This is a genomic window from Kitasatospora sp. NPDC096204 (assembly GCF_044763205.1).
In the GTDB taxonomy this organism is placed as follows: Bacteria; Actinomycetota; Actinomycetes; order Streptomycetales; family Streptomycetaceae; genus Kitasatospora.
This window is the reverse complement of sequence record NZ_JBIWFT010000015.1, coordinates 122,353-147,547: the sequence shown is the minus strand read 5'-3', so window position 1 is coordinate 147,547 and position 25,195 is coordinate 122,353. Positions and strand designations below refer to the sequence as shown.

The window sequence follows — 25,195 nt, the reverse complement described above, 5'->3', positions numbered from 1 at the left end:
CGTCAAGGGTGCCTCGTCCGCGTGATACTGGAGCCCTGGGGGGAGTCGCGGGAGTCCCAGCACTCCCTGCGGGCACGGAGTCTCGGACAGGGAGGCGGCGATGGGCGGCACGGCCGGGTTCGCCGTGGTGGTGTTCGGTGCGCTGGGCGGCGTGGTCGCCTACCTCGCCGGGGCGGTCGGCCTGCGCGAACTGCGGCGGCTGCGCCGGGTCGGCGTCCCGGCACGGGCGCTGGTGCGCGAGCGGGCCCCGGTACCGGAGGACCGCGCGTTGCCACCGCGGCCGCTGCTCCAGTTCGAGACCGAGGACGGCCGGGTGGTCGAGGTCTTCTCCCCCGTCCCCTCCACCACTCGCCACCCGCTGCCGGACGGCGGCTTCGTCCCGGTGCGCTACGACCCGGCGGACCCGCGGCAGATCCTGGTCGACGGGCGGGAACGCGCGGGGCTGGAGTACGGGTTCCTCGCGCTCGGGGTGCTGGTGGTGCTCGGCTCGATCACCCTCGGCGCCACGGTGCTCTGACCGGATGACGCGGTGCTCCGACCGGGCCCCCGGGACGGTGCGTCGGGCGGGCCGGGCGGGCCACGCGGTTCGGTGCGCGGCCCGCCCGCCCGCTCAGACGGTGGCGGCGGTGGTCGCCGCCACCGTCGCCGCGGTGGTGACGGCGGCCATGGTGAGCTGCATGTTCCGGATCGCCTCGCGGACCGACTCGGCGGCCCCGTCCCCGGCGGCGATCTCGGCGAAGCGCGGCTCGACCTGCTTGCGGGGCAGTTCGGGGAAGGCCAGCCGGTGCAGCCGGGAGCCGTGCAGCAGGGCCACCAGGGCGGCGGTGCGCAGGCCCGGCTCCGCGCCGTTCAGCACCGTGGCGGCGAGCCGCTCGCGCAGTTCGCGCTCCACGCCGCCGTCCGCCTCCGGGTAGCGGCGGACCGGGAAGATGCCGAGCGCGCGGCGCCGCTCCTCGACCACCAGGCCGCGCTCGCACAGCCGCGCGACGGTGTCGGCGACGGCCGTGGCACGGTCCTTGGTCAGCCAGTCGGCCGCCTTGGCCTTGCCGGTGCGGCGCCCCGCGGCCCACTCGTCGAGCCGGGCCAGCCGACCGTCCAGCAGCGGCTCGCCGGTCGGGGTCCGGTCGGCGACGGTGAGCCGGCCGTCCTCGATCGCGACCCGCTCGGCCAGCACCAGCTCGGCCAGGATGCCGCCCGCGGCGGCCCAGGCGGCGGTGGCGGCGTCCTTCGCCACGCCGGACTCGTCGTCCAGCGAGAGCAGCATCAGCTCCTCGGCGAGGGTGACGTGCATCGGGTGCCCCTTCCTCTCGGTACCGCGGCTCGCTGCGCCGACGGCGCCTCAACCGCGCAGTGCTTCGACCAGGCGCCGGGCCCTGGTGTCCTCCTCGAGCAACGCCCGGAGCAGTCGATCAGTGCCCTGACCTGCGACGTCGGCGAGGTAGGCCTCGACCGAGCGGGGGTCGGCGGGCAGCGTCACCCCGCCGGAGTCCAGTGCGGCGTGCGCCCGGGCGTAGTCGAGGCCGAGCCCGGCGAGCAGTTCGACGGCGCCGCCCTCCTGCGCCAACTGCGGCTCGTGGCGGGCCACTTCGTGCACGGCCAGCAGGGCGAGCAGGACGTGCTCGGTGCCGGGCGTCCGGCGCCCGAGGCGCTCGGCCTGGGCGTCGGCCTCCGACCGGATCCAGGCCGCCGGACCGGAGGAGCCCGGCCGCAGCACGCGCTTCCAGCGCGGCGCGGGGTGCGCGCGGCGGGCCAGCATCGCCTCCCGGGTGGGGCGCAGCAGCGGGTCGAGGCCGCCGCCCTGCCGCACGGAGTCGTCGGGCCGGTCGGCGGGCGGGCCTTCAAGTCGGCCGTCGAGCCGGCCGTCGAATCGGCCGTCGAATCGGCCGTCGAATCGGCCGTCGAGCCGGTCCAGGACGGCCCGGGGCGCGACGCCTGCCGCGCGCAGCAGCTCGGCGGCCCGGGTCCGGCCGTCGCGGCCGTCGGGCCCATCGCACCCATCGCGCCCATCGCGCCCGTCGCGCCCGTCGGGCTCTTCGGCGAGCAGGGCGCGCAGCAGGTCTGCGGCGGTGCAGGCCGGTTCGCCGGCCCGGCGGGCCCGTTCGGTCGCGGTGGCGAGGGCCCGGGCGGCGGCCGCGCTCAGTGGCCGACCGTTCCCGCCGTCCCGGGCGGAATCGGCGGCGGGCTCCTCGTCCGTCGTCCAGTGCCCCTCGCGCTCCCGGAGCAGGGCGTGCAGGGTGCCCGCGCCCGCCCCCGCGGCGGCGAGGGCCGCACCGGCGGGGCCCACCTCCCCGGCCACGGCGATCAGGAGGTGTTCCGTCCCCAACCGCCCGTCGCCCGGCTCTCCGAGCGCGCACCAGTCCGGCTCCAGCATGGTCGTGTCCATCGGCCCCTCCCACCACGGCGGCTTTACTCGGACTATATTCCTGCTTTTCCTTCTCTTGATAATTACCCGCACGTCAAGAACGCGTCAGGAAGGTGCCGCGGCGCGGGGCGTGGAAGACAGGGCGATCCGCCGTTGTTGGCATCTGGTGCCATCGTGGGAACCGCGTCCGCGAGAGGGGTGAGCACCATGGCCGACACGCTCCCCGGCCCGGGTCCGGCCCCCGATTCGCGGGCCCCGCTGGACGCCTATTCCCGGATCGTCACCTCCGTCGCCGCGGCGCTGACCCCGCGGGTCGCCGCGCTCCAGGTCCCCCGGCGCGGCCGGGGCGGCTGGTTCAGCACGGCCCTCGGCTCGGCGGTGGTCTTCACCGAGGACGGGTTCCTGCTCACCAACGCCCACGTCGTCGGCCACGCCGACGCCGGGACCCTGGCCTTCGCCGACGGCACCACCTCCCCGTTCCACACCATCGGCGCCGACCCGCTCTCCGACCTCGCCGTACTGCGCGCCGACGGGCCGACCCCGACGCCGGTCGCGCTCGGCGAGGCGACCGGTCTGCGGGTCGGGCAGCTGGTCGTCGCCGTCGGCAACCCGCTGGGCCTGGCCGGGACGGTCACGGCGGGCGTGGTCAGCGCCCTCGGCCGCTCGATCCCGGCCCGCTCCGGCAGCACGGTGCGGGTCATCGACAACGTGGTCCAGACCGACGCCGCGCTCAACCCGGGCAACTCCGGCGGCGCGCTGGCCACCGCGGACGGCGCGGTGGTCGGCATCACCACGGCCGTGGCCGGCAACGGCCTCGGTCTGGCCGTCCCGATCGACGCCACCAGCCGACGGATCGTCACGGCCCTGATCGCCGACGGCCGGATCCGCCGTGCCTACCTCGGCCTCGCCGGGGTGCCCGCGCCCCTGCCGCCCGCCCTGCGCCACCGCACCGGGCAGCGCGGCGGCCTGCGGATCGTCGAGGTGGTGCCCGGCGCGCCCGCCGACCGCGCCGGGCTGCACGCGGGCGACCTGCTGCTCACCGCCGCCGGCGAGCCGATGGGCAGCGCCCAGGCCCTCCAGCGGCTGATGCTGGCCGACGCGATCGGCCACCCGCTCCCGCTCACCGTGCTGCGCGGCGAGGCCCTGGTCGACGTGCTCGCCGTCCCGGCGGAGCTGCCCGCCGACGACTGACCGGGCCCCGGGGGGACCGCTACGCGCGGGCCCCACCGACCTCGCCGCCCGTCTCGGCCGCGCCGACCTCGCCGCTCGTCTCGGCCGCGCCGCCACCGGTGCCGACCCGAAGGCACCGCTACGCGCCGGCCCCACGCCGCATCACCCAGAGCGCCGGCCCGTCCTCGGGCAGCCGGACCTCCTCCAGCACCTCGAAGCCGAAGTGCCCGTAGATCGCGAGGTTCTCCTCCTTGGAGGACTCCAGGTAGACCGGCAGCCCCTGGGCGTCGGCCTTGGCCAGCCCCGAGCGCAGCAGCACGGACCCCTGCCCCCGGCCCTGGGCGACGGGGTCGGCGCCGATCACCGCGAGGTACCAGTGCGGCTCCTGCGGCGCGTTGGCGGCGGCCGCCTCGACGGACTGCCGGAACGGCTCGGCCCGGTCGCCGAGCGGCTCGACCAGCTCCCGAAGCGTCTCCTCGTCCGGCACGGCCTTGTCCTGCGCCTGCGGCGGCACCCAGAAGGCGGCCGCGTCCGCCGTCCGCTCGCACACCCCGTGCCGGACGTACTGCCGGGTGAACAGCGTGGTGAAGTAACCGCCCAGCCCCGCCTGCCGGGTGGCCGGGTCGGGGAAGAACCAGCACATCATCGGGTCGTCGGCGAAGGCCAGGGCCAGTAATCGACTGACTGACGACGCGTCATCGAGGGTCGCCGGCTGCGGCGCGTTGGTCATCTGCACACGGACATCCTGCGCGCCCTTTATCTCCGGCCCGGCGGCGAGGGTGGGCGCGGGCGGAAATAATCGTTGGCGCCCGTGCGATCCGCGTGGTTAGGCTCACGCCGTTCCTTACCGATCGACCCGGGCCACCGCCCGACCAGAGAGGGTGTCTTGATGTCCCGGACCGCGCCGAGTGCGCCTCGCCACACCGCCTGACGACCAGGCCTGACGAACCGTCGAGGCCACTCGGCCTGCTCTTGCTGTCATCGCAGAAACCCCTCAGCAAGGAGCACCCCGGGTGTCCAGCACCTCCAGCACTCCCCCCGCTCTGAAGACCTCCACCTTCGCCTGCGCCTGGTGCGGTCTGACCGTCTCCACCTACGCCGCCGACGGCACGCGGCGCAACCACTGCCCGTCCTGCCTGCAGTCACGGCACGTCCTCGACCAGGTCGAGGGCGGTCCGAGCGACTGCCGGGGCCGGATGTCGCCGATCGCCATCGCCGTGCTGCGCACCGGCGGCTGGACGGTCGTCCACCGGTGCGTGCGCTGCGACGAGCTGACGTCCACTCCGGTCTGCACGGACGACAACCAGCTCGTTCTGATGCGGATGGCCGTCCGGCCGCTCGCCCAACCGCCGTTCCCGCTCGAAGCGTTCGGCTCCCTCTGAGCCGCGCACGGAAGAGGGGAACCGAAGCGTGCCACGACGCAAGAACGCCGCCGGCCGGAGCCGACAGGGCCGCCGCCCGCAGCGGTACAAGGACGTCCTGCACGAGCAGGGCGGTCACCGGGCGAACGCCTTCCGCTGCGTGGACTGCCGGCTGGACGTCCCCCTGGACGCCCCCGGCACCGCGCACCGCAACCACTGCCCGAACTGCCTGGCCAGCCGTCATGTCGACGGCCGGAGGCCCGGTGACCGGGCGGCCGGCTGCGGCGGCCGGATGGCCGTGCTGAGCCTGTCGGTCCGCGCCGACGGCGAGTGGATGATCATCCACCAGTGCCTGTCCTGCGGCGAGTTGAGCGCCAACCGGATCGCCGGGGACGACAACGCCCTGGCGCTGGTCCGCCTGGCCCTCGAACCACTGCGGGACACCACCCTGGCCCACCGCGCCCTGCTCGCGCTGTAGGCCGGGCCCGCGGCCGACCGGGGCGCGCGGGGTGGTCGCGGCGGGCCCGTCCGTACGGGCGGGCCCGCTGTCCGAACCGGCGACCGCTCCGCGCGCCCGGGCCGCCTGCCTCCACCGGTTCGCCGGGGGCTCCGGATACCGGCCGGAGCCCCGGTTCCCCGGTGAGGTCCGCCCGTACGGGCGGACCGTCCGTGGACGGCACCTCAGCGCCGACCGTCGAACCTCGGGTCGTCGAACCGAGGGCCGTCGAACCGAGGGCCGTCGAACCGCAACCGCGACACCCGTACGGTGCGGCGCGGCAGGGCGGCGGGCAGGGCCGCCAGCAGGGCGGTCGCGGTGAACATCGCGTAGTGCCCGGCCTCCGGCCACGGGCCCGCCCAGCCGAGTTCGCCGTGGCCGTGCTCGGCGAAGACGTTGCAGCAGAGCCAGGCCGCCAGACCGATCAGCGGTGCGGCCCCCGGCCGGGAGCGACGCCCGACCACTCCGCACAGCACCAGGTAGCCGAGGAACGGCAGCGGACCGGAGTGTAGTTCACGCAGGGCCCCGAGGCCGAGCGCCAGCGCGCCGCCGCCCAGCAGCGCCACCGTGCCCGCGGTGGGGACCGACAGGCGCTCCAGCACCGGGCGGTAGCGGCCGGCGCCGGGGCGGGCCGAGTACATCCGCACCGCGGACTACCGCTTCGCCGCGAGGGCTTCGGGCGCGGGGCCGGCCGGCTGGTGCCGGCGGGCGCGGCGGTGCGCGGACTCCAGCCGGTGCAGGTCGTGCAGCAGTTCGGGCACCGGGACGGTCAGCACCGGGCAGCCGGCCTTCCGGGCGCAGTGGCCGGGCACCGAGCGCCGCAGCCGGCGGCGCAGCGGGCCGCCGCTGCGGCCGAGGACCAGCAGGTCGTCGGGCCGGTCGGCGACGTGCAGCAGGGCGGGGCCGGCCTCGCCCCTGATCACCACCGGGTGCAGCGGCACCCCGGGGTCGGTGCCGCCGAAGGCCGCGTCGAGGGCGTCCCGCAGACGCTGTTCGGCGGCCTCCCGGACGGCGGCGAGCAGCGGCGGGCAGGGCGAGCGGCGGTAGCCGTGCTCGCCGCCGGGCGGCTCCCAGGCGAGCACCGGCACCAGGACGGCGCCGCGCTCGCGGGCCTCGGCGACGCCGCGGTGCAGTGCCGCGAGGCTCCCCAGCGATCCGCTGACCCCGACCACCACCCTGGGTGCCGCGCCGCCTTCGTACCGCCCGTTGCCGTGCATGATCCGTCCTCGTGTGGTCGCGTTCTCCGCCGTCCTCCACCCAACCGCCGCCGACGGGGCTGACCTGCTCTCCTTGACGCCTCCCTGACGTTCCGGGGGTCGTTCCCAACGCTCTCCATACGCGGCGCACCCGGCCCACCGGGTGCCCCTGCCACCCGATCATCACCCGTTCGGCCCATTCAGCAGGCGAAGATCACCACCGGATGGGTGGATGGAGACGGCCCGCCGGGATCCGGCATGCCCGACGGGCGGTTCGATGTCGAACTTTCCAGGGAGCGCGGGCTTGTACTACAGCAGCGGCAACTACGAGGCGTTCGCCCGGCCGAGGAAGCCCGAGGGGGCCGAGCGCAAGCGGGCCTGGTTCGTGGGCTCGGGGCTCGCGGCCCTGGCCGGGGCGGCGTTCCTGGTCCGCGACGGGCAGGTGCCCGGCGAGCGGATCACGGTCCTGGAGCGGCTGAAGCTGGCCGGCGGCGCGCTGGACGGGATCGAGGTGCCCGAGAAGGGCTTCGTGGTCCGCGGCGGGCGCGAGCTGGAGGACCACATGGAGTGCCTGTGGGACCTCTTCCGCTCGGTGCCCTCGCTGGAGGTCGAGGGCGCGTCCGTCCTCGACGAGTTCTACTGGCTGAAGGGTGAGGATACACCCTTACATCTCCGCCCTGACCTGGGCAAACACAAGAAGCAGTTCGTCTACCGGACGATTCCCGAACCTGCGGATTCTCGCGAGATCAGGGCACCCTCGTGTGGCTCGGCAGCGGGATCGGCTGCCACGGCAGCGGCGGGCCGGGGTGTCCGTCGCGATGCAGGGATTCCCCCGAGTCGATGAGCTGCCTGCGCAGCCACCTCGGGTCGCATCCGTACATCTCTCCGAGGACTTGGACCCCCAGCCCGGCGCGGTACCTCTTGGCCACTGCCGGAATCGCGGCCGTGACGAGGCGCTGAATCATGGCTTGCCGGTCACGCCGGTTGTTGGCGTACATGGCGGTCGGTCCAATCGCAGACGTAGAGGCTTGGGGCCGGTCTCCCGTGTTTGTCAGAACATCTTGGGGACCGGCGCGCGCGGTGCGGGGAGCACGGTCCGCGGTGCGCGCCCCGGCAGCGTGGCCGGGCGTGGTGCCCCGCCCTGGCAGGTGGGTCTGGGCCGCCTGCCAGAGCGGGGAGTCGTGGGGTGGTCGCCCCGGCCCTGAACCGGGGAGCCGGACCGAGGCGACCGGTACGCGCGCCCCTCGCGCACCCTTCCGCCGGGTTGAACCGGCGGGTGAGCCCGGGGTGTCGAGGGTGTCGACGCCCCGGGAGATCAGATGGCCGACCGCTCGCTTCGGCCGGGGTTCATGCGGCTGGTGGTCTGCGGGTCCGCCGGCCTGCCGGGGGCATCGATGGTGTAGGTGCTGAACCCGTTGTGCTCACCGGTCGGTATGAAGCCGGCCTTGAGGAGGACGCGGCCGGAGGCGGGGTTGTCCGTGCGGTGTTTGGCGCGGACCTTCGGGAGGGCGAGGTATTCGAAGGCGAGGTCGAGAATCCGCCGCACCCCTTCGGTCGCATGGCCCCGGCCCCAGGCGTCCACGCGCAGGATGTAGCTGAGGGCGGCGACCGGGCGGTCCCGGTGGAGCTTGACGACCCCGAGGAGGTCCCCGTCGACGACGAGGCCGAGCACGTACAGCGTGCGCGGCAACTGTTCCGCAGCGGCGACGATGTCTCGGAGGCAGTGGCGGGCTTCGTCGGCGTCCATCGGTGCCCGGCCCAGGTACTTGGTCGACTCCGCGCTGTAGATCCGCAGCAGGGCGATGTCGTCGCCGGGCTCCAGCTCACGTAGCTCGATCACCCGTCCACCGCTTCGATCAGCTTCGCCAGTTCGGCGGCGGCGGGTCGGTCGTCCGGGGAAGCCAGCAGGACGTAACGCAGCCGGGCCTGGAGGGCGGGCCAGGGCATCGCGGTGGACATCGGGACGGCCCGGTGCGCGATGGCCTTGCGGATCTCCTCCACCGGCGTGCCCGTTTCGAGGCCGGCGCTCGCGTAGTCCAGCGGCCACGTGCCGGTGACGCAGGTCCACAAGGTTCCGGCGAGGGCGTAGACGTCGGCGGTGCGGGTCGTCTCGACGGGTTGGGGGCCGTTGATGATCCGGGTGGCCAGTTCGGGCGCGGTGAGGTGGATCATCGTGCCGTCGAACCTCGGCCACGGGGTGCTGCCGATCCGCCGCGTCCAGGCGAAGTCGAGCAGGCGCACCGCTCCGTCCTCCCCGTGGATGCCGTGCTGGGGCTGGAGGTCGCCGTGCACCCATCCGGCCTCGTGCAGGTCGGCCACCGCCTGGCACAAGTCGACCGCAGCCGCCAGGGCTTCGACCCGCCCGCCCTCGCCCTTGCGGACGGGGCGGAAGACGTCCCAGGTGGACGGTCCGGCCAGCCACGGGGTGACGAACCAGATCCCGCTGTCGAAGCGACCGACGGTCACGGTGTAGTCGGGGAGCTGGTCCAGCACGGAGGCTTCGCGGGCGGTGACCTCGGCGGCCTCGCCGGTGCCGAGCTTGATGCCCACCACCCCGCGCGGCCCGCTGGCCTTCCACACCGCCGACCCCCGCCGGTCGCTGACCTCCTTCAGCTCCAGCGCCCCACAGGCGGCCTCCGCCGCCCTCAGTGCCGCTCCGGCCTCGGAAGGGAACTCGCCCATTCTCGTACTGCCTTCCACTCGCAGGGGATGTGCTCGAAGACATCCCGGCCATCGTCCACAGCCACAGACAGCGCCATGGCGAGGTCGGGAGTCGCCTCCAGGAACTTCGGGTCCAACGGCCGGACGCCAGCCCGCACCGGGAGGAAAGAGAACGGCGGCGGCGGGATGCTCTGCCCGCGCCGGCCGGCCTCGACCGCCCCCTGGGCGAACTTCCCGAACATCACGCCGACCGGGGCGTACAGGTTCTTCAGGGCCCAGTGCGGCCAGGCCATCAGCTCCCGGTGGTCCGCCCCCTCGCAGTGCCCGACCAGCACCACGTTCTCGCACGCGAGGAGGCCGAACGGGCGGCCCATGAGCGGGCGGACCCATTCCGCGGCCTGGACCCCGGCGTAGAACAACTCCGCCTCCACCGCATACCGGTGGCTGCCCGGGGCGATCTCGTAGACGGTCCACCCGGTCATGCCCCGGCGGATGGAGGGCCGGAGGAACGGGCAATGCTCGTACAGGTCGGCGAGGTAGCCGTCCACGTCCACGCTGACGGGATTCTCCGTCCGGCCCTCGGTGAGGCGGAGCGCCCCGGCGGTGGGCCGGGACGCTCCGTCGAACGGTGCGGTGATCACAGGTAGGACGCCACCGGGGCCACGTCGTCGCCGTCGCCGCCGGCGGGCGAGCAGTCCCACTCCGCCCAGACCTCGCCGGTGTCCTGGTACCGGGCCAAGGCCTCGGCGTTGACCGTGCCGTTGGCGTCGGTGAACCACACCTCCGGCAGGGGGCCGTACGCCTCCTCGTAGGCGCTCACCCACGAGATGAAGCCGCTGCCCGCGCTCTCGACGTGGGCCAGCTTGCGGCCCGCGTGCCGGAGGGTGAACGCCTCGTGCGCGGCCGAGTCCGCGACGAGGGCGTGCCACGCCGCGTCGATCGCGCCGGAGAACATCTGCGGGGCGGTGTCGCCCGCGTCGATCCGGTGCGCGGTGATGGTGAAGAACTTGCCCAACTCGTCCAGCTCCACGGTGGAGCCGAGGGTGATGGCGGTGCTCACGTGCCTCTCCAATCGGTTTGGCTCTGCTCGCCCGGGTACGGACGCGCAGTCGTGCGTGGTGCTCCGGCCCATCGCAGGGATCACGATGAGCCGGGAGTTCGTGGGGCGCCCCCCGGGGGGCGAGTCGACGGTCAGAAGCGGCCGGAAGCGATGAGCACGGTGGCCACGACCGCGAGAAGGACCAGTGCCACCGTCTGAGCGATGGCCACCGGCAGCGGGGTGGGGAGCCCTCGGGCAGCCCGGTCGGCGGCCTCGCGGTACTCCTCCTGTCCGTCGTCCAAGGCGGGCTACACCGGGCGCTTGTCGAGCGCGGCCCGCAGCGCGGCGCGGCTCTGCGGCCGACGGGCGCGGGCGATGCAGTCGTCGCAGATCGAGTGGCAGGTTCCCTGGGTTTCACCGGGGGCCTGGAGGAGGGTGCCCGCGCAGACCAATGTTTCGCGGTGGCAAGCCCAACAGGTCCCCTGCCGGTAGCCGTCCGGGCGGTCCACGACCATCCCCTCGCCCGTGATCCGGACCGGCGTCGGCGGCGGGACGTCCCCTCGGACGGGAGGGGGCGTGGTCACGCGGCGGACGGGCAGCGAGGCGTTCAATCCGCGGCCTCCAAGTCCTCCAGGAGGACCATCTCCGGGTAGGGGTCAGCCGAGCTGTCCCGGTTCACCCAGGCGTGGTTGGCAAGCGGGCTCGGGGTCTCCGCGACGGTGCCCGTCCAGCCGTCCGTGAGGTGGCGGACTGGAGCGCCCTCGATCACCCTGTTCACGCCGCCGCCCTGCGGGCCACGCAGTCGGCGCAGGCGCAGAACGCCCGAACGGCCGCGATCTGAAGCAGTGTTCCCACGGACGGGGCCTGCCCGGCAGGGTTGGCCGCCCGGTAGTCGTCCAGCGGGTTCCAGCTGGCCGGGGGCTGCTGCAGCTCGGCCTTCGACGACCCGGTCCCGACCTCTCGGTACTCACGCTTGGGGGTGTGTCTCGCCATCGGTCTCTCCTCCTTCGCCGTGGCGGTGGGGGTGCGTGATAGACCGTAGGGAGTCGGCTACAGAGGGTGCCACAATCTTGCATCGTCTTGCACGTATTCACCCGAGCGCGTGGATTGCCTGTTCAATGAGGGTCCGAGCTTCACGGCCGTGCACCGCCATGCCGGAGAGGGCCTTGAACGCCTTCGAGTACGCGGCGATCTCGGTCGGTGTCGTGATCTTGACGACGGCGGTCAGCAGTTCGGCATCCACTTGCCGATCGTCGAACATGTAGAAGGCTTCGAGCGGCCACATCACGCGAGGAGCCCGGAAGGGAATCACCCCGAGACTGACGCGCGGCAGGGTCATGACCTCCAGCAGGTGCCGCAGCTGATCCGCCATGGCCGCAACGTCGCCGAGCGGGTAGTAGAGGACCGTTTCCTCCAGGACGAACGCGTAGGTGCAGCTTCCCTGGTGAAGGTAGCGTCCTCGCTGGAGTCGGCTCTCGACGGCAGCCTCCACGTCGTTCGGAGTGTTCTGGAAGGCCGTGATGGTCTCCATCAGCGCACGCGCGTACTCACGGCGCTGAACGATCCCCGGCATGACGTTGGAGCAGTACATGCGGATCTGCCGGCTGTTCTTGAACAGGGGCAGGATGGCGTCCTGGGCGTGCTTCATCCCCGTCCGGTGAAGACGCTTCCACTCGACGTACATCTCATCGGCCGCCCGGCTCGCAGCGACCAGGTCCGCGGCCTGCTCCTCCGCGCCGCAGGCTGCACACCATCGTTGGATGTCGTCTGCCGACGGCGGGGTCTTGGCACCCGCGATGCGCGAGACCTTCGACTCGCTGAAGCCTGTTCGTAGGGCCAGATCATGCCCTGTGAGGCCGGCATCCTGCTGAAGCGCTTTCAATCTCTTGGCGATCGTCTCGCGGGCGCTCTGCGCACTGGAGGACGGAGACAGGGGCATGATCTGGTGGTCCTGCGTACTGGATCAGACGGCGAACTTCTCGTGCTCCACTCCGCGCTCCCACACCGCTTCGAAGGCGTTGGCGCAGAGCTCGACCACCGCCGGATCCTCGGAGTACTGCGGGTCCAACGCAGCTCCGGGCCCATCGAACAGGTTGAAGCGGACAGCGCGCCCGTCCACCAGCCAGAAGTCGTTGCCCGGCAGGGCGAGGCCCGACGCCTCACTGCGGGGCAGCCAACGCACCTGCTCGCCGATGGCCAGGTTCACGCTGGTGATGTGATGCTCGTACCGCACGTAATCCGTCACCGGCACCGACACGACGCGCGCCCGGCGGACCTGGACGCCTCGGGCAACGGTGCGGCGGACGAGGTCGCTCCACCCGCTCCAGTACTCCGAGTCGGGGTCGACATCGACGGCTTCGCCACGGTGCCACTTGGCGAGCTCGGCGGCTTCCTCGGCGACGCCGTACTGGTCACGCAGTTCCAGGTGCACCGCCGTGCTCTTCGCCGAGTTCAGCATCTCGACGAAGCTGGGAACGCTCTGCCTCATCACACGCCCTCCTGAGAATCGGCACCATTCGGGCCGGAATCCGAAACACTCCCTCGTGCGACGGGATCGTGTTCTCGTGGTCCGGACCATGGCCGGCCGCGAGCACGCCAGCGATCGACGCCTCGTCGGCCACGTAGCTCTGGACCAGCAAGTCCCCGACCCCCTCGTCCACCCAGATGGTCGGGCTGTTCCCCTGACCGGTCTCCGGGTCGATACCAAAGAACCGTATCGCCATGCCCACCCCTCCTGTCACTTCACTTGCGCGATCTTGCATGGCTGTTGGTGCAGGAACAGGATCGCGCGCGGGCCGAGGCCGTGTCAGGCGTTTCACTTTCTGATGAACAGCCAGTTCGGCGACTCCGAGTCCAGCACTGGAGCAACAACCCTTCGGCTCCAAGGCAAGGCCTCGTCCGCACCAGCGCTCAAGAAGGAGCGAGATCCCGCACATCGTTACCCAACGTAGCCGATCGAATCCCTTCTCGACGGTGCCGATCTGTTCCCCAAGGCCGCTGACGCCCCGGTAGCGGCCTCTGCGGCCTTCGCAGTCGAGGGCGACGAGCCACGGGTTTCATCAACCGGCGGGGAGGACGTTGTCGGGGTAGACGGTCAGGGATGTTCCTCTTGTTCGGGGCGGGCGGGGCCTGGTGCCCTCGGCCGGCGGGTTCTATTGGGCACGGTCGGGCGGAGGCCGCAGGGGTGGGGCCTGGTGCCGGCTGCCCGATCTCGACTCCATCGGCGAGCAGTTGCCGGACGGCGGCCTCGGCCTGGTGCTCGTAGCGGTGGCGGGAGTGGAAGTGGCCGTTCTCCCGGACCTCGTACATATCGGCGGCAAAGTCGGTGGTGTTGAGGGTGACGTCGAGCCGGCGGTCGTGCCCGGCCCCGGTGACGGTCCAACGGCCGGCACCCACCGCGGACCACGTGAGGTCGATGTCCGCCCCGGTGCGGGCCCGCTCCGCGCGCTCGCGCTCGGCCTGTTCATCTTCGCGGCGCTGACGCTTGGCCGCCAGCTCGGCCTGGCGCTGCTGCTCGGCCTGCTCGCGCAGCAGCAGGAACGAGGCCCGGGTCTCGGCGGCCTGGTGCTCCAGCTCCAGGGCAAGCTGGCGGGCGGTCTCGCGGCGGCGGGCGGTTTCCTGGCCGCCGGGCAGCGGGGGCAGGGCCTGGGGTTCGTGACGGGCGGGCCACGGCTCGGCCAGCTCGGCGCGGTGGTGCTGCCAGACACGGAGCATGGCCCGGCCGTCGGGGGTGGCCACCACGTCGCCGCGCTCGTCCTGCTGGAGGAAGCCGGCGGCGATGACCAGCTCGACCACGCGGCGGCGCACTCGGCGGCCCTTGGCCCCGAGGCGGGCCCCGGCCGGGACGAGCCGGTAGCCGGTGCCGTCCCACCACACCCAGCCGTCGGGGTCCTCGCCGGTGGCCGCCGCGACGAGGCCGTACACCCGCTGGTCCACCCGGACTTCTCGCGGGTCTCCCGGGTGCGTTCGGCGGTGATGTACCGGCGGATCTCGGCTTCGTGGTCGTCGGCGTGGAGCCGGGCGGCGTGGTGGGCGTCGTCGCGGTGAAGGTGGTCTTCGCCGACCTGGGCCGGGCGCCCGGCGTAGCGGTCGCCGCAGGACAGACACCACACCTTCCCGCCGTCGCCCCGATAGCCGCCGGGGCCGACGCCGACGGGGCAGGGATTGCGCAGGCCCCACTCCAGGGCGGTGCCGCCGGGTATCCAGGGGGCGCGGGCGGGGCTGGTCACTGGGTCTCCTGGGGGTCTGGCCTGTGGTCACGCTGGGTGGTGGAGGGGGTAGTACGGCGTAAGGGCCATGTCGTTAGTGTCATTTTTTTGACACTTTAAAAAAGATATATAAACAGCACTCTTACGGTGGGCCTCAATGCCAACCGGGGTCCGACACCCGGCACTTCGGCACCAGGCCCCACCCCGGGGAGGGGGGAGCCTGGTGCCGGTGGGGGTTGGGCCCGGTGTCAGAGCCGGGCGAGCGTCGCGCAGGCCGGGCAGAGCGGGTCACCGTTGAGGGCCCAGGCCGAGGTGAGTGGGAAGGCCGGGTCGCACAGTGCGCGGCGCTCGGGTGGCGGGGTGGCCGCGGAGGTGACGTGGGGCGGGGTGCCGGGGCGGGCGTAGCCGAAGGTGAGGTGCGGGGGCAGGTCCATGACGCGTGGCGGCTCGGGGATGGTGTGCACGGGGGTCTCCCGGGGGTGGGGTCTGAGGGCGGTGGGGGTTCAGACCTGCTTCGGCCGGCGGGCCCGGGGCGGGGTCTGGAGCCAGGTGCCGCGGCGGCGGGCGTCGGCTTCCTTCTCGGCGTCCCACTCGGCTTCGGTGAGGGCGTCGCCGACGACCACGGGCTCGGTGTGGTCGTACCAGGTCTCCCAGTCGCCGGTGACGAGCCGTTCGGCTTCGGCCTGCGCGGCTTCGGGGGTGGGGGCGAGGACGGGCACCACGTGCACGGTGATGACGTCGACGGCGACGATGTACTTGGGCATGTCTGCTCTCCGGGGTTGCTCGGGGTGGGGGTGGGGCCTGGTGTCAGCGGCGGCCGGCCGCGGGAGGGGGGTGGGCCTGGTGTCAGCGACCCTCGTGGGAGATCCACCAGTCGGTCTGGCCGGTCTCGTAGGCGAACCACTCGCCGTCGTCTCCGCTCAGGCCGACCGCTTCGGCCCAGGCCCGGTACCCGGCCCGGCTGAGCCTCCAGCCGCGCATCCGGCTCGCGTCCTCGGCTCCCTTGCCGTAGGCCCGGCTGTCCGGGGTCCAGTCGGGCAGGGCCTGCGACAGGTCGACCCACTTCGCCCGGAGGACCGGCCGCCACACCACACGGACGGTGCGGCCGGGGCGGGGCCACTCGACGGTGAGTGCTCCGCAGGGGGCGGGGGTGACGGTCGCGTCGTGGTGGACGGCGTGGCGGGCGAGGCGCTGGGCCAGGATGTCCGGGCTGGTGCTCGGGCCGTCGGCCTCGGTGGCGTAGGCCCGTGCGCCGTTGACGGCTGCGTGGTCGCTGAGCTGCTGGAGGAGTTCGGCGTAGGTGTCGCGGGTGTTCACGGTGGCGCTGTTCCTTCGGTGGTGCGGGGAGGGGTGGGGCCTGGTGCCCGCCCGGGGTGGAGGGGCTGCTCAGCCGAGGGGAATGCCACCGACGCGCCGCCCGACGGGGTGGGCCCTGGTGTACTCGGCGCGGGCGGCGTGTCCGGCGGGGGTGGGACGCCAGCAGCCGGGCGCGTAACCGGGGACGAGGTATCCGGCCTGGGCGAGTCGCCGGGCGGCGGTGCCGTCGGGGTCGGCGACGTCGGCCCCGATGCGGTCGGCATGGGTCCAGTGGGACAGGAGCGCGAAGTCCTCGGGGGTGATCACCGGGAGCCCTCCATCTCGCGGGTGAGCGCTTCGAGTTCGGCGGTGAGCTCCAGCAGCAGTTCCCGGCACTGGTGGGCGCGGTCGTTGTCGGCCTCGTCGTAGTGGCCCATGTACCGGTCTTCGGCGGGCTGGTCGTCGGTGTGCGGGTCGTACGTCGGGACGCACTCGTGGAAGAGGGCTTCCCAGTCGGCTTCGTTGCGGTGGACGCGGTCAACGATGGCCTGGAGCTGTGCGGCGGGGGTCATGGCGCTGTTCCTTCGGGGTGAGGGGGGTGAGGCCTGGTGTCTGTGCACCCTTGGCGGGGGCCCTGCAGGGGGGCTGGGCCCTCACCAGGGGGGCACAGCTCACAGGGACCGGAAGACGTGCCCGCTGCTGGTGTGGAAGTAGTCGCACTGCCACGCGATCATGTCGATTTGGGGAGTCCAGCCCCGGCAGCTCTCGTACGCCGCGCGGTAGTCGTCGTCCGTCTCCATGAGCTGGTCATGGGCGAAGTCCCCCAAGTCGTCCCACTCGCCTTCGTAGGCGTCTTCGAAGGTGTCCACGGCGTATTCGGCGTTGCCGACGTACGCGGCGTAGGCGGTCAGGGCCTCCAACTCGGCGACGATTCCGGCGTCTTCGGCAAGATCGGTCAGGTACTCGGCGGTGCGGCTCACGGGGGTCTCTCTCGGGTCGGTGCGGGGGTACGGGTGGGGCCTGGTGTCAGACGGTGTCGGGGGCGTCGAACAGCTCGTCCAGCAGGAGGTCAAGGCCCCGGCCGAACTCCGGGTCGCGGCGCATGTCGCGGAAGGCGTCGAACAGCGCGGCCACGTCGTCGGGGTGGTCCATGCCGAGTCGGGCCAGGTTGGGCCAGTAGCCGGAGAGGCGGATCATGTCGGCGCGGGTCATGGTGGTGCTTCCGTTCTGTGGTGCGGGAGTTGGGAGGGGTGGGGCCTGTTGCCTACGCGGCCCGGCCGTAGATGGCGCGGTATCCCTGCCGGGAGCCCCGGACGATGGCGCGGACGTCTTCGCGGTACGCGGCCCCCTGCTCGGTGGCGTAGCCGTCCAGGTACGGGATTAGGACGGCCGTCAGGGGTTCGCCGGTGGTCCAGCCGGACCCGCCGGTCAGGGTCGGGTGGGCCCAGCGCACGGGCGGGCACGACTCGTTGAGCGCGCAGTCACGGCACAGCGGCTCACCGCGCCGGGCGTCCATGGGGGTCAGCCATTCGTCACAGTCGGAGCAGGCGGTGTAGCCCAGACTGGACAGGGCGGCCTCCACCATGGTCATGGTGATCTCGCCGAGCGAGGGGCAGTCGAGTTCGCGGAGCACGTCTTCGCCGTCCACGCCGTCCGGCAGGGTGAGGGGTGAGCCTTCAATCTCTTCGACCATCGCGGCGTGTTCCCGCTCGGTGTGGTCGTCGTCGTCCAGCAACGGGTATCCGGCCAGGCTGTCCGCGATGCGGCGCGCTGCGTCGCTGGCCAGGAACGAGTCGCGTCGTAGGCGATCCCCTCGCCCAAGGTGTCCCACAGTCCCCCGCACTCCCCGGCGGCGTCCGCCATGATCCGGCATGCGGCCTGCCAGTTGGACTGTGCGCGGACCGCTTCCGACTCGTGCTGGTGCCACCCCTCCCCGTCCTCCAATAGGGCCCCCGTGCCGTCCATCACCATGCCTATCCGGGCCCACCCGTGGCCGTCCGCTTCGGACTCCATGCGGGTCACGAAGTCGTAGCGGTGGCAGTGCTGGCCGGTGGCGGAGAGGAGTTCGTCAGTCAGGGTCGCGCTCATGATCGTGTTCCTTGCGGTGGTGCGGCTCGGGGCGGGTCAGCGGGTGGTGGACAGCCAGTCGCAGGCGTACGCGCTGCCCTGGTCGCAGGCGTCGGCCATGCCTTCGGTCCACCCGTCGTTGAACGCCTGGACATGGGCGGGGTCGTTGTTGGCCGGTGCGGCGGTCGTGTGGCCAACCAGCCACCCGCCGACGGCGGTTGCGGCGGACAGGGCGAGCACGGTGAGGGTGCGGCGGGGGTTCACGGGGTTCTCCGAAGGGGTTGAGCCGAGGTGGTCAGCGGGCGGCGCGGTCGCGGTCGTAGGCGTTCACCAGGGCGGGGGCGACGGCCACCGGCTCGGGCTCGACAACGGCCCCGGAGGGGCCCTGCACGGCCCGCTTGACCAGGCCGGGCACCTTGCCCGCCCCATGGGCGAGAAGGCCGGTCAGCAGGGCGGCAGCGAGTCCTCCGCCCCAGCTGTGGGTCTGCCACGGCGACCCGGCGAGCAGCATGACCAGGGCGAGGGTGACGGGAACAAGATTCTTACGCACAGTGACCGCTTTCGGGTCCATGGGGCGCGGTCATTGCGCGCCGCCATTCAGGGAATTTCGAGTCGAACGCTCCGGCGGTGAATTCGTCCGTGGCAGCGGCATTTCATCCTCGCTGCGCTTCGGCGGACCGGCCGAGCAATTCCAATGAAGCAAACATGCAGACCACAACGCAAGTTGAGGCGGCGTGACGTGCGTCTCCCGTTTATCGGAATGGCACCCGGGGGGGTGACTCCCACACGCGTTCCTTTACTGCCCGGGGCGTCATAGCAGCCGAGATCCGATACGAACGCCGGCCGCCCCCTTCTTCGGGATCATTTACACAGCGTGACCCGCAGTGATGAACTCAGCGCCACGCACTGACAGCGGACAGTGATCACCGGGCAGTCGACGTGTTAACCGGGCGGCCTTAATACATGTGGAGGCAGTTACCGCGCGCGTGCGCGCTCCCGATGCTGCGGCACGCCGGCCTGCCTCCTCACGTGGCCCCGCCAGGGCAACGCTCCCCGACCGGTCCTCTCTCCCTGGTCGTGGTCGAGCACCTGGCGGGGCTCTGTGCTCAAGGAGGTTGCTGTGGCTGCGAGTTCGCGCCGGACGACCCCGCTCCCTGCGCACTGGGCCCGCCTTCGCCGCGGGGTGATGAACCGCGACGCCTGGCGCTGCCAGCACGTCCGCTACGACACCGGCGAACTGTGCGGGGAGCCCGCGCGCCACTGCGACCACATCGTCCCCGCCTCCGAAGGCGGCCCCGACGACCCCGCCAACCTCCGCGCGCTGTGCGACTGGCACGTCCTTCGCAAGGACGCGGCCGACGCCGGCCGGGCCCGCCGAAGGGCCGCCGCGGACCGCTGGCAGCCCGCCCGAAACCGCCGACGCCACCCCGGGGAGGTCCGTTGAACGTCGACCCCTCCGAGAAGGACCCGGCGAAGATCCGCGCCGCGCTGATCGAGCTGTACGAGACCGAACTCGATCTTGAGCCGACCGACCTCGCGCTGATCGACATCGCCTCGCCGATGCTCGCCCGCGCCGCCCAGCTCGACGCCGTGGTGAAGCGCGAGGGCCAGATGATCCCCGGTGGCAACCGCGCTGGCATGTTCGTCCTCCACCCCGGCATCGCGCAGGCCCAGACCAACCGGGCCAGCGCGGCCGGCTACCTCGCCAAGATCCGCGGTGAGGGCGAGGGCGCCAAGCGCGGCCACAACGCCCGCGACGCCATCGCCGCCCGCTGGGGCAACCGAGTCTGAGGAGGGGCCGCCGTGGCACGCCGCAAGACCCGGGCCGCCGGGCCCTCGGACGAGTCCCTGCGCATCGCGCGGACGATCGTCTACTACGAGGCGTGTCTCGACCGCGAGGTCCCGCACGCCATGGCCCGCGAACTGTGGGCCCACGACATGAACTCGCCCTTCGCGGCCGGTGAGCACGTCTCCGTGGACGCTGCCCGGCTGCTGGAGGAGCGCGCCCGCCGGGAGGCAGCCCAGCCGTAACCAGGCCGCCAGGGCAATAAGGGGTGCCTCTTGTACCTCTTATTCGGGAAGCGGCCGACCGACTGTGCCTTGCGAGGGGGGTGATCCATGAACCACCCCCTCACCTACGACCCCGTGCGCACGATTCCGGACACCGTCCCGCACCCGCACCGCACCCTCGCGGGCGAGCTGCTGCGCTGGTCGGCGCATGCCTTCCGCCCGGACTTCAAGTTCACCCCGGAGCAGTGCCGCATCCTGGCTCGCTGGTACGAGCTGCGCGACGACGCGGTCCCGGAGGACCCGAACGACCCCGAGACCTGGGGTCGGGGCTTCCGCCACGAGTCCGGCACTGTGCGCCGCCTGAAGGGGTGGGGCTTACCCCGGTAAGGACCCCATGATGGCGTCGGTGGCCGGGATGGAGTTCGTCGGCCCGTGCCGCCTGGTGGGCTTCCGCGCCGACGGCTCGCCGATCGGCGGCCCGCCGCAGGAGGCGTGGGTACAGATCTTCGCCACCGCGGCCGGCCAGAACGTCAACACGATGTCGGCGCTGTCCACCATCTTCAGCCAGGCCGCCATCGAGCGGTACGCGATCAAGCTCGGCCAGGAGGTCTGCTACGCCAGCCAGACCGACAGCGACGGCCGCCAGTGCCGCCTTGAGGCCAAGGCGTCGAGCTTCCGCGCCGCCGAGGGCGGACGGCCGAGCTTCGCGCTGCTCAACGAGACGTGGCACTGGGTAGAGGGCAACCACGGCCCCCGCCTCGCCGCGACGATTCGGCCGAACGCCACGAAGGTGTCGGGCAGGACGATGGAGATCACCAACGCGCCGGTGATCGGGGAGGAAAGCGTCGCGGAGTCGACGTGGTACGCCTTCGAGAAGCAGCGCGACGGGATCAACCGCGACGCGGGCATCTACTACGACTCGGTGGAGGCCCCGCCCGGGGTCGACCTCGCCGACGAGCAGCAGCTGCGCGCCGCGATCCTGTGTGCCCGCGGCGACTCGGTCTGGATCAACCCGGACCGGGTGATGAAGGACATCTGGTCGGCGTCCACCACCGAGGACGAGAGCCGCCGGAAGTACCTCAACCAGCTCTCCAGCCACGATGACGCCCTGGTCGACCGCGACACCTGGGACCTGGCCACGGTCGAGCCCGCCGACGGGCTCAAGCCGGGCGAGCGCATCGTGCTCGCTTTCGACGGCGGCAAGACGGATGACTCAACGGCCTTGGTCGGCATGCGAGTTCGGGACAAACTGGTCCAGAAGTTGGCGCTGTGGGAGAAGCCTGACGGCCCGGCCGGCAAGGGCTGGGAGGTCGACGGCACCGAGGTCAACGACATGGTGGCCCACGTCTTCAGGAAGTACACCGTGGTCGGCTTCTTCGCCGACGTCGCTGGGTGGGAGTCCTACGTCGCCGACTGGTCGGAGAAGTACGGCAAGCACCTGCTGATCAAGGCGTCCGGCAAGTCGACCTGCGGGTTCGACATGCGCGCCAACCAGCGCGAGATCACCACCGAGCACATGGCCATGGTCGGCGCGATCGAGACGGTGGCCCTGCCGCACGTGCGCGACTACTCGCTCACCCGCCATACCCTCAACGCCCGCAAGCGGCCCAACCAGTACGGCATCTCGTTCGGCAAGGAGTCGCGCGAGTCGAAGCTGAAGGTCGACCTGTACGCCGCGATGGTGCTGGCCTGGATCGCCCACCGCCGCCTCACCGAGAGCGGCAAGCTCAAGCCGCAGAAGCGGCCCGGAACGCTACAGACCCGAGGAGGGTTCTGATGTCCCTCCCCGTGGTGATCAAGCGTGCCCGGCACGCGAAGGACCTGATCGACCGCGACTACGACCGGCTCAACCTGGTCGACCGCTACGCCCGGGGCGCCCACCGCGCTCCGTGGATGCCGGCCACGGCCAACGCCGAGTTCAAGGACCTGGTGAAGCGGTCCGTCGTGAACGTCTCCGCCCTGGCGGTGGAGGCCCCGCTGAACGCCCTGCGCGTCTCCGGCTTCCGCAAGCCGGGCAGCGGGGAGAACGCCTCCGAGTGGGCGTTCTGGCAGAAGAACCGGCTGGACGAGCGGCAGAACGCCGTCCACCGCGCCGCGCTCACCTCCGGGGCCGCGTACGTCGTCGTCACCCCCGATCCGCGCAAGGGCCGCAAGGAGCCTGCGATCCGGGCGTACGACGCGATCAGCACGGTGGCGGTCTACGCCGATCCGGCGTGGGACGAGTTCCCGGTGTACGCGCTGCACGTGCCCGAGCAGCAGCCGGACGAGGACCGCACGGTCGGCTACCTGTGGGACGACGTGGCGAAGTACACCGTCGATCTGGACGCCGAACCGGACTCCGCGGTGCTCACCTCGCAGCCGCACGGCCTCGGGGTCTGCCCGGTGGTGCGGTTCTCTCCGGCCGTGGACCTGCGGGGCCGCACCCGGGGCCTGGTCGAGCCGCTGATCGTCTCGCAGGACCGCCTCAACCAGCAGACCCTGTCCCTGCTGCTCAATGAACACTGGGGCGCGCACGCGATCAGGTGGGCCACCGGCCTCGCGCCGGCCGAGCGGCTGGACCCGGAGACCGGTGACCCGGTGCGCGACCCGGAGACTGGCGAGCCCGTCTACGACGTGCCGAGCCTGGACCCGTCCACCCTGCTGATGGCGCCCAACTCCGATGCGAAGTTCGGGCAGCTCCCGGCGATGCCGACCGGCGATCTGCTGGCCTCCCGCCGTCAGACCGTCGAAGAGATCATGGGCCTGGCGGACGTGCCGCCCCACTACCTCGCCGGGTCGAACCTCGTGAACCTGAGCGCGGATGCCCTCGCGGCGGCAGAGACCTCGTTCAAGCGGTTCCTGTCCACCCTCCAGGACTCGCTGGGCGAGTCGTGGGAGTCGGTGTTCCGGCTGTGCGCCATGGTGGCCGGCCGGGGCGAGATCGAGCAGGACGAGAGCCAGGTCGAATGGGCCGAGAAGTCCACCCGCAGCCTCGCCCAGGCCGCCGACGCGATGGTCAAGCTCATGCAGCAGGGCGTCCCGCTCTCCGTCGCGCTGCGCAAGGTGCCCGGCTTCAGCCAGGCCGACATTGACGAGGCGGTGAAGGCCGCCGAGGAGGCAGCCCGCAAGGCCGAGGCCGCCGAAGCCCTGAAGCAGCAGAAGGAGGCGGTCAACGGTGGCGTGGACTCCCAGAACCGCCGAGATCCTGCGCGCGGTGGCCACGTACCAGCTCGCGCAGGAAGCGCTGGCCGCTGAGTTCGCCGCCCGCTGGGCCGAGGCCCTGGCCGCCGTCGAGGCCCGCCAGCTCGCCGGTTCGCTGACCGAGCTGGAGACCGCCTACACGGCGGCGATCCGCGAATCCGCAGCGGCCTCCTACACGCTGTCCGTCGCCTTCTACCGGCTGGTGCGCGCGCTGGAGACCGGCCGCGTGATCGGAGGCCCCGGCTACCGCCCGGGTGCCTCGCTCGGCTCCCTGTGGGCCGACTTCAACAAGGCCACCGGCAAGCGGACAGGCTCCGGCCCGCGCGAGGTGCTGCCGGTGGACATCCGCAACCCCTTCCCCGCCGCTGACCCGGCACGCGAGGCCCGCAGGGCTGAAGAATCGTTCCGCCACCAGGTCGCCGACCGGGTGGCCGCGCACGAGCGGGAGCGCCCGGCCCGGGAGGGCTCGGCGGCGCTGGACGACGCCGAGCTGGTGGCCTGGGAGAAGGAGTTCCTGGAGTCGCTGAAGACCGGCGGTTCGGGGGCGGGCGGGATGCTCGTCCAGGACGCCGGCCGCGACGCCGTCCACCTCGCCCTCCAGGACGACCCGGGGGCGATCGGCTACTTCCGCGCCACCGACGCGAGCCCCTGCTACTTCTGCGCGCTCATGGCAGGCCGAGGCGCGGTCTACAAGTCCAAGCGCACGGCCGCCTTCGGCGCTCACCCCCACTGCCACTGCCAGGCCGTCCCGATCTTCTCCCGCCGCTACCGACTGGCTACCGAGAACGACAGGTTCGCCCGGATGTGGCGCGAGTTCGGGGGCGGGTCACTGGCCGACTGGCGCACGTACTATGCCAGGAACCAGTGACCCAGCCCGATTCAACCATTGCAGACGACGCACGGGGCATCAATCAGAATCCCAGCACACCGGCCGAGATCTTCCCGCCGAGACGGCTGAATGGTGGACAGGAACAGATTAGGGGTTAACCCGCTTCCCGACCTCTGTGTTGTCAGGGTACTGAGCGCTTTTTGTTCCGTCCCATCGGATGGTTATCTGGAAGGATGACTGTGTCGCGCTGATAGATGGAGTGGACGTCGATACTGCGGGCGTACCCGAAGGATGCTGCCACCCGTGCCAGGTGTCACCACCGTCAGACGAGGAGTTAGTCCATACAAGCCCGTCGGTCCCAATGCAGCTAAGTAGGGTCTGCAACTGCTGGTTATACATCGGGTGCCCCGGGCCGACGGTGTAGTCCTGGTATCCGAGTCGGGCGGCGGACACGCCTGAGTCACAGAGGCCTCCGCCCGGCACCTTCTGCGCCCCCTTGGAGATCTGGCCTGCTCGCGCCCCGACGTAAACGGCCTTGTCCGTTCCTACGAAGTAGTCCCTTATTTCGGTTTGTCCACTCAGGCTCATGCGGGTGATTGGCCGCGTAACGGCGTGGCCGATCGAGTGGGCAAGGCTGGTTTTGCCAACGCCGGGAGGACCGACGAGTAGTATGGGGCTGCGATATGGCTTGGTCCAGCTGCTGGCAGAGTTGATGTTCCCGTTGGAGTCGAAACGCAAGGCGATGTCGGCCATTTGCTCGTCCTGCTGAACAACATCGACATAGAGGTCGGGGCCGATGGCGACCATGGATGGCCCGCTGACGGACCAGGCATCGCCAGGAACTCGTGCCCACTGTGTCCACATGTTGGCGGATGGGCTCTGGAGGAAGCTGTAGTAGATCTGGCCATCGAGACCTCTGTGGGAAACGACGATTCGGTCCTGCAATTGCACGATGGCCGGTTCGTCGACCGTCTGAGAGTGGCCTGCGCCGAGCGGTCGGAAATCTCCGCCGTTGTACCGGAACCAAACGCCATTGTCCGTTCCCCGAACCACTTCGAAGGTGTTGCCGCCGACCGTCACTTTGGCGATGGCTGAAAACCCGCGCGACGGCCCGGCGATGTTCGACCAATCAGTTTCTGCGGCTATCGCAGCGCGACCCGGAATGCCGGAAAGAACCAGAGTGGCCCCCGCGATCGAGGCCAGGGCCCTGCCCCATTTGACAGTGCCGCGCCTTGAGTCCTGTTTCGCCATGCCATTTCCTCTCATGAACCTGCTGCCGAGTACGGGATTCTGTCCTGTTGATGCAGTCGAGCCGAAAGG

At 71.7% G+C, this 25,195-nt stretch carries 40 protein-coding genes; 13 read left to right on the top strand and 27 right to left on the bottom strand.

The window, feature by feature from the left end; translation table 11 throughout:
- The first annotated feature begins 100 nt into the window (after window positions 1-100).
- Window positions 101-517 (top strand): DUF3592 domain-containing protein, encoded by a 417-nt coding sequence (locus tag ACIQ87_RS18860; RefSeq protein ID WP_402407729.1) that lies wholly within the window; start codon window positions 101-103, stop codon window positions 515-517.
- Window positions 518-610: 93 nt separating this feature from the next.
- Here the strand turns inward: ACIQ87_RS18860 and ACIQ87_RS18855 are convergent, their stop codons facing one another.
- Both ACIQ87_RS18855 and ACIQ87_RS18850 read right to left on the bottom strand, forming a co-directional pair.
- The gene (locus ACIQ87_RS18855) at window positions 611-1,291 is read right to left on the bottom strand and encodes a GPP34 family phosphoprotein (RefSeq protein WP_402407726.1); all 681 of its coding nucleotides are present in this window, start codon (window positions 1,289-1,291) and stop codon (window positions 611-613) included.
- Window positions 1,292-1,339: 48 nt separating this feature from the next.
- Window positions 1,340-2,383: a Clp protease N-terminal domain-containing protein gene (locus tag ACIQ87_RS18850; protein ID WP_402407723.1), complete on the bottom strand. Its 1,044-nt coding sequence runs from the start codon at window positions 2,381-2,383 to the stop codon at window positions 1,340-1,342.
- 186 nt (window positions 2,384-2,569) lie between these two features.
- Here ACIQ87_RS18850 and ACIQ87_RS18845 point away from each other — a divergent pair, with 186 nt between their 5' ends.
- Complete coding sequence (locus ACIQ87_RS18845) at window positions 2,570-3,553, top strand: S1C family serine protease (protein ID WP_402407720.1); 984 nt, start codon at window positions 2,570-2,572, stop codon at window positions 3,551-3,553.
- Between the two features lie 118 nt (window positions 3,554-3,671).
- Here ACIQ87_RS18845 and ACIQ87_RS18840 read toward each other — a convergent pair whose 3' ends face one another.
- Window positions 3,672-4,262, bottom strand: coding sequence for a GNAT family N-acetyltransferase (locus ACIQ87_RS18840; RefSeq protein ID WP_402407859.1), 591 nt, complete (start codon window positions 4,260-4,262; stop codon window positions 3,672-3,674).
- Window positions 4,263-4,545: 283 nt separating this feature from the next.
- On the opposite strand from ACIQ87_RS18840, the gene ACIQ87_RS18835 reads away from it, so the two are divergent.
- Window positions 4,546-4,914 (top strand): RNHCP domain-containing protein, encoded by a 369-nt coding sequence (locus ACIQ87_RS18835; RefSeq protein WP_402407718.1) that lies wholly within the window; start codon window positions 4,546-4,548, stop codon window positions 4,912-4,914.
- Between the two features lie 28 nt (window positions 4,915-4,942).
- On the top strand, window positions 4,943-5,371 hold the full coding sequence (locus tag ACIQ87_RS18830) for an RNHCP domain-containing protein (protein WP_402407715.1): 429 nt from the start codon (window positions 4,943-4,945) through the stop codon (window positions 5,369-5,371).
- Window positions 5,372-5,574: 203 nt separating this feature from the next.
- Here ACIQ87_RS18830 and ACIQ87_RS18825 read toward each other — a convergent pair whose 3' ends face one another.
- Complete coding sequence (locus tag ACIQ87_RS18825; protein WP_402407713.1) at window positions 5,575-6,036, bottom strand: hypothetical protein; 462 nt, start codon at window positions 6,034-6,036, stop codon at window positions 5,575-5,577.
- Window positions 6,037-6,042: 6 nt separating this feature from the next.
- Complete coding sequence (locus tag ACIQ87_RS18820; RefSeq protein WP_402407710.1) at window positions 6,043-6,606, bottom strand: universal stress protein; 564 nt, start codon at window positions 6,604-6,606, stop codon at window positions 6,043-6,045.
- Window positions 6,607-6,889: 283 nt separating this feature from the next.
- On the opposite strand from ACIQ87_RS18820, the gene ACIQ87_RS18815 reads away from it, so the two are divergent.
- Entirely contained in the window at window positions 6,890-7,429 is a 540-nt protein-coding gene (locus tag ACIQ87_RS18815) for an oleate hydratase (RefSeq protein ID WP_402407707.1), read from the top strand.
- Between the two features lie 471 nt (window positions 7,430-7,900).
- Here ACIQ87_RS18815 and ACIQ87_RS18810 read toward each other — a convergent pair whose 3' ends face one another.
- From ACIQ87_RS18810 to ACIQ87_RS18760, 11 genes are all read right to left on the bottom strand, one after another.
- The gene (locus ACIQ87_RS18810; protein ID WP_402407704.1) at window positions 7,901-8,425 is read right to left on the bottom strand and encodes a GNAT family N-acetyltransferase; all 525 of its coding nucleotides are present in this window, start codon (window positions 8,423-8,425) and stop codon (window positions 7,901-7,903) included.
- Window positions 8,422-9,267, bottom strand: coding sequence for a hypothetical protein (locus tag ACIQ87_RS18805; protein WP_402407701.1), 846 nt, complete (start codon window positions 9,265-9,267; stop codon window positions 8,422-8,424). The genes ACIQ87_RS18810 and ACIQ87_RS18805 overlap by 4 nt, the downstream gene beginning before the upstream one ends.
- The gene (locus tag ACIQ87_RS18800) at window positions 9,231-9,887 is read right to left on the bottom strand and encodes a hypothetical protein (RefSeq protein WP_402407699.1); all 657 of its coding nucleotides are present in this window, start codon (window positions 9,885-9,887) and stop codon (window positions 9,231-9,233) included. Before ACIQ87_RS18800 ends, ACIQ87_RS18805 begins: the two co-directional genes overlap by 37 nt.
- Complete coding sequence (locus ACIQ87_RS18795) at window positions 9,884-10,306, bottom strand: hypothetical protein (RefSeq protein ID WP_402407696.1); 423 nt, start codon at window positions 10,304-10,306, stop codon at window positions 9,884-9,886. Before ACIQ87_RS18795 ends, ACIQ87_RS18800 begins: the two co-directional genes overlap by 4 nt.
- A 131-nt stretch (window positions 10,307-10,437) precedes the next feature.
- Window positions 10,438-10,587 carry a hypothetical protein gene (locus ACIQ87_RS18790; RefSeq protein WP_402407693.1) on the bottom strand — a complete coding sequence of 50 codons (150 nt, stop codon included), beginning with the start codon at window positions 10,585-10,587 and terminating at the stop codon, window positions 10,438-10,440.
- 6 nt (window positions 10,588-10,593) lie between these two features.
- Window positions 10,594-10,869 carry a hypothetical protein gene (locus ACIQ87_RS18785; protein WP_402407689.1) on the bottom strand — a complete coding sequence of 92 codons (276 nt, stop codon included), beginning with the start codon at window positions 10,867-10,869 and terminating at the stop codon, window positions 10,594-10,596.
- Between the two features lie 23 nt (window positions 10,870-10,892).
- Window positions 10,893-11,063: a hypothetical protein gene (locus ACIQ87_RS18780; RefSeq protein WP_402407686.1), complete on the bottom strand. Its 171-nt coding sequence runs from the start codon at window positions 11,061-11,063 to the stop codon at window positions 10,893-10,895.
- The gene (locus ACIQ87_RS18775) at window positions 11,060-11,278 is read right to left on the bottom strand and encodes a hypothetical protein (RefSeq protein ID WP_402407683.1); all 219 of its coding nucleotides are present in this window, start codon (window positions 11,276-11,278) and stop codon (window positions 11,060-11,062) included. The genes ACIQ87_RS18780 and ACIQ87_RS18775 overlap by 4 nt, the downstream gene beginning before the upstream one ends.
- Window positions 11,279-11,375: 97 nt before the next feature.
- The gene (locus ACIQ87_RS18770; RefSeq protein ID WP_402407681.1) at window positions 11,376-12,224 is read right to left on the bottom strand and encodes a helix-turn-helix domain-containing protein; all 849 of its coding nucleotides are present in this window, start codon (window positions 12,222-12,224) and stop codon (window positions 11,376-11,378) included.
- 24 nt (window positions 12,225-12,248) lie between these two features.
- Entirely contained in the window at window positions 12,249-12,773 is a 525-nt protein-coding gene (locus ACIQ87_RS18765) for a DUF6879 family protein (RefSeq protein WP_402407678.1), read from the bottom strand.
- Entirely contained in the window at window positions 12,697-13,008 is a 312-nt protein-coding gene (locus tag ACIQ87_RS18760; RefSeq protein ID WP_402407677.1) for a hypothetical protein, read from the bottom strand. The genes ACIQ87_RS18765 and ACIQ87_RS18760 overlap by 77 nt, the downstream gene beginning before the upstream one ends.
- A 409-nt stretch (window positions 13,009-13,417) precedes the next feature.
- On the opposite strand from ACIQ87_RS18760, the gene ACIQ87_RS18755 reads away from it, so the two are divergent.
- Complete coding sequence (locus ACIQ87_RS18755; protein ID WP_402407676.1) at window positions 13,418-14,332, top strand: hypothetical protein; 915 nt, start codon at window positions 13,418-13,420, stop codon at window positions 14,330-14,332.
- A 409-nt stretch (window positions 14,333-14,741) separates the two neighbouring features.
- Here ACIQ87_RS18755 and ACIQ87_RS18750 read toward each other — a convergent pair whose 3' ends face one another.
- From ACIQ87_RS18750 to ACIQ87_RS18705, 10 genes are all read right to left on the bottom strand, one after another.
- Complete coding sequence (locus ACIQ87_RS18750; protein ID WP_402407673.1) at window positions 14,742-14,957, bottom strand: hypothetical protein; 216 nt, start codon at window positions 14,955-14,957, stop codon at window positions 14,742-14,744.
- Between the two features lie 39 nt (window positions 14,958-14,996).
- Complete coding sequence (locus ACIQ87_RS18745) at window positions 14,997-15,257, bottom strand: hypothetical protein (protein WP_402407671.1); 261 nt, start codon at window positions 15,255-15,257, stop codon at window positions 14,997-14,999.
- 82 nt (window positions 15,258-15,339) lie between these two features.
- The gene (locus ACIQ87_RS18740) at window positions 15,340-15,810 is read right to left on the bottom strand and encodes a hypothetical protein (protein ID WP_402407670.1); all 471 of its coding nucleotides are present in this window, start codon (window positions 15,808-15,810) and stop codon (window positions 15,340-15,342) included.
- A gap of 69 nt (window positions 15,811-15,879) precedes the next feature.
- Complete coding sequence (locus ACIQ87_RS18735) at window positions 15,880-16,116, bottom strand: hypothetical protein (protein ID WP_402407667.1); 237 nt, start codon at window positions 16,114-16,116, stop codon at window positions 15,880-15,882.
- Complete coding sequence (locus ACIQ87_RS18730) at window positions 16,113-16,361, bottom strand: hypothetical protein (protein WP_402407665.1); 249 nt, start codon at window positions 16,359-16,361, stop codon at window positions 16,113-16,115. Before ACIQ87_RS18730 ends, ACIQ87_RS18735 begins: the two co-directional genes overlap by 4 nt.
- Window positions 16,362-16,460: 99 nt before the next feature.
- Window positions 16,461-16,769, bottom strand: coding sequence for a hypothetical protein (locus tag ACIQ87_RS18725; protein WP_402407662.1), 309 nt, complete (start codon window positions 16,767-16,769; stop codon window positions 16,461-16,463).
- Window positions 16,770-16,815: 46 nt separating this feature from the next.
- Complete coding sequence (locus tag ACIQ87_RS18720; RefSeq protein ID WP_402407660.1) at window positions 16,816-17,001, bottom strand: hypothetical protein; 186 nt, start codon at window positions 16,999-17,001, stop codon at window positions 16,816-16,818.
- 52 nt (window positions 17,002-17,053) lie between these two features.
- Window positions 17,054-17,524 carry a hypothetical protein gene (locus ACIQ87_RS18715; RefSeq protein ID WP_402407657.1) on the bottom strand — a complete coding sequence of 157 codons (471 nt, stop codon included), beginning with the start codon at window positions 17,522-17,524 and terminating at the stop codon, window positions 17,054-17,056.
- 389 nt (window positions 17,525-17,913) lie between these two features.
- Window positions 17,914-18,120, bottom strand: a complete 207-nt coding sequence (locus ACIQ87_RS18710; protein ID WP_402407654.1) for a hypothetical protein — start codon at window positions 18,118-18,120, stop codon at window positions 17,914-17,916.
- A 31-nt stretch (window positions 18,121-18,151) separates the two neighbouring features.
- Window positions 18,152-18,406 (bottom strand): hypothetical protein, encoded by a 255-nt coding sequence (locus tag ACIQ87_RS18705; RefSeq protein ID WP_402407652.1) that lies wholly within the window; start codon window positions 18,404-18,406, stop codon window positions 18,152-18,154.
- A gap of 570 nt (window positions 18,407-18,976) precedes the next feature.
- On the opposite strand from ACIQ87_RS18705, the gene ACIQ87_RS18700 reads away from it, so the two are divergent.
- The 7 genes from ACIQ87_RS18700 (at window position 18,977) to ACIQ87_RS18670 (ending at window position 23,914) form a co-directional block, all read left to right on the top strand.
- On the top strand, window positions 18,977-19,300 hold the full coding sequence (locus ACIQ87_RS18700; RefSeq protein ID WP_402407649.1) for an HNH endonuclease: 324 nt from the start codon (window positions 18,977-18,979) through the stop codon (window positions 19,298-19,300).
- Window positions 19,297-19,647 carry a hypothetical protein gene (locus tag ACIQ87_RS18695; RefSeq protein ID WP_402407647.1) on the top strand — a complete coding sequence of 117 codons (351 nt, stop codon included), beginning with the start codon at window positions 19,297-19,299 and terminating at the stop codon, window positions 19,645-19,647. The genes ACIQ87_RS18700 and ACIQ87_RS18695 overlap by 4 nt, the downstream gene beginning before the upstream one ends.
- Before the next feature lie 12 nt (window positions 19,648-19,659).
- Entirely contained in the window at window positions 19,660-19,887 is a 228-nt protein-coding gene (locus ACIQ87_RS18690) for a hypothetical protein (RefSeq protein ID WP_402407644.1), read from the top strand.
- Between the two features lie 87 nt (window positions 19,888-19,974).
- Entirely contained in the window at window positions 19,975-20,253 is a 279-nt protein-coding gene (locus ACIQ87_RS18685; RefSeq protein ID WP_402407641.1) for a hypothetical protein, read from the top strand.
- Between the two features lie 7 nt (window positions 20,254-20,260).
- Window positions 20,261-21,643: a terminase gene (locus ACIQ87_RS18680; protein WP_402407638.1), complete on the top strand. Its 1,383-nt coding sequence runs from the start codon at window positions 20,261-20,263 to the stop codon at window positions 21,641-21,643.
- Window positions 21,643-23,100, top strand: coding sequence for a phage portal protein (locus ACIQ87_RS18675; RefSeq protein ID WP_402407636.1), 1,458 nt, complete (start codon window positions 21,643-21,645; stop codon window positions 23,098-23,100). The genes ACIQ87_RS18680 and ACIQ87_RS18675 overlap by 1 nt, the downstream gene beginning before the upstream one ends.
- Window positions 23,060-23,914 carry a hypothetical protein gene (locus ACIQ87_RS18670; RefSeq protein ID WP_402407633.1) on the top strand — a complete coding sequence of 285 codons (855 nt, stop codon included), beginning with the start codon at window positions 23,060-23,062 and terminating at the stop codon, window positions 23,912-23,914. The genes ACIQ87_RS18675 and ACIQ87_RS18670 overlap by 41 nt, the downstream gene beginning before the upstream one ends.
- Window positions 23,915-24,022: 108 nt before the next feature.
- Here the strand turns inward: ACIQ87_RS18670 and ACIQ87_RS18665 are convergent, their stop codons facing one another.
- Window positions 24,023-25,126: an AAA family ATPase gene (locus tag ACIQ87_RS18665; RefSeq protein WP_402407631.1), complete on the bottom strand. Its 1,104-nt coding sequence runs from the start codon at window positions 25,124-25,126 to the stop codon at window positions 24,023-24,025.
- Window positions 25,127-25,195: the final 69 nt, after the last annotated feature.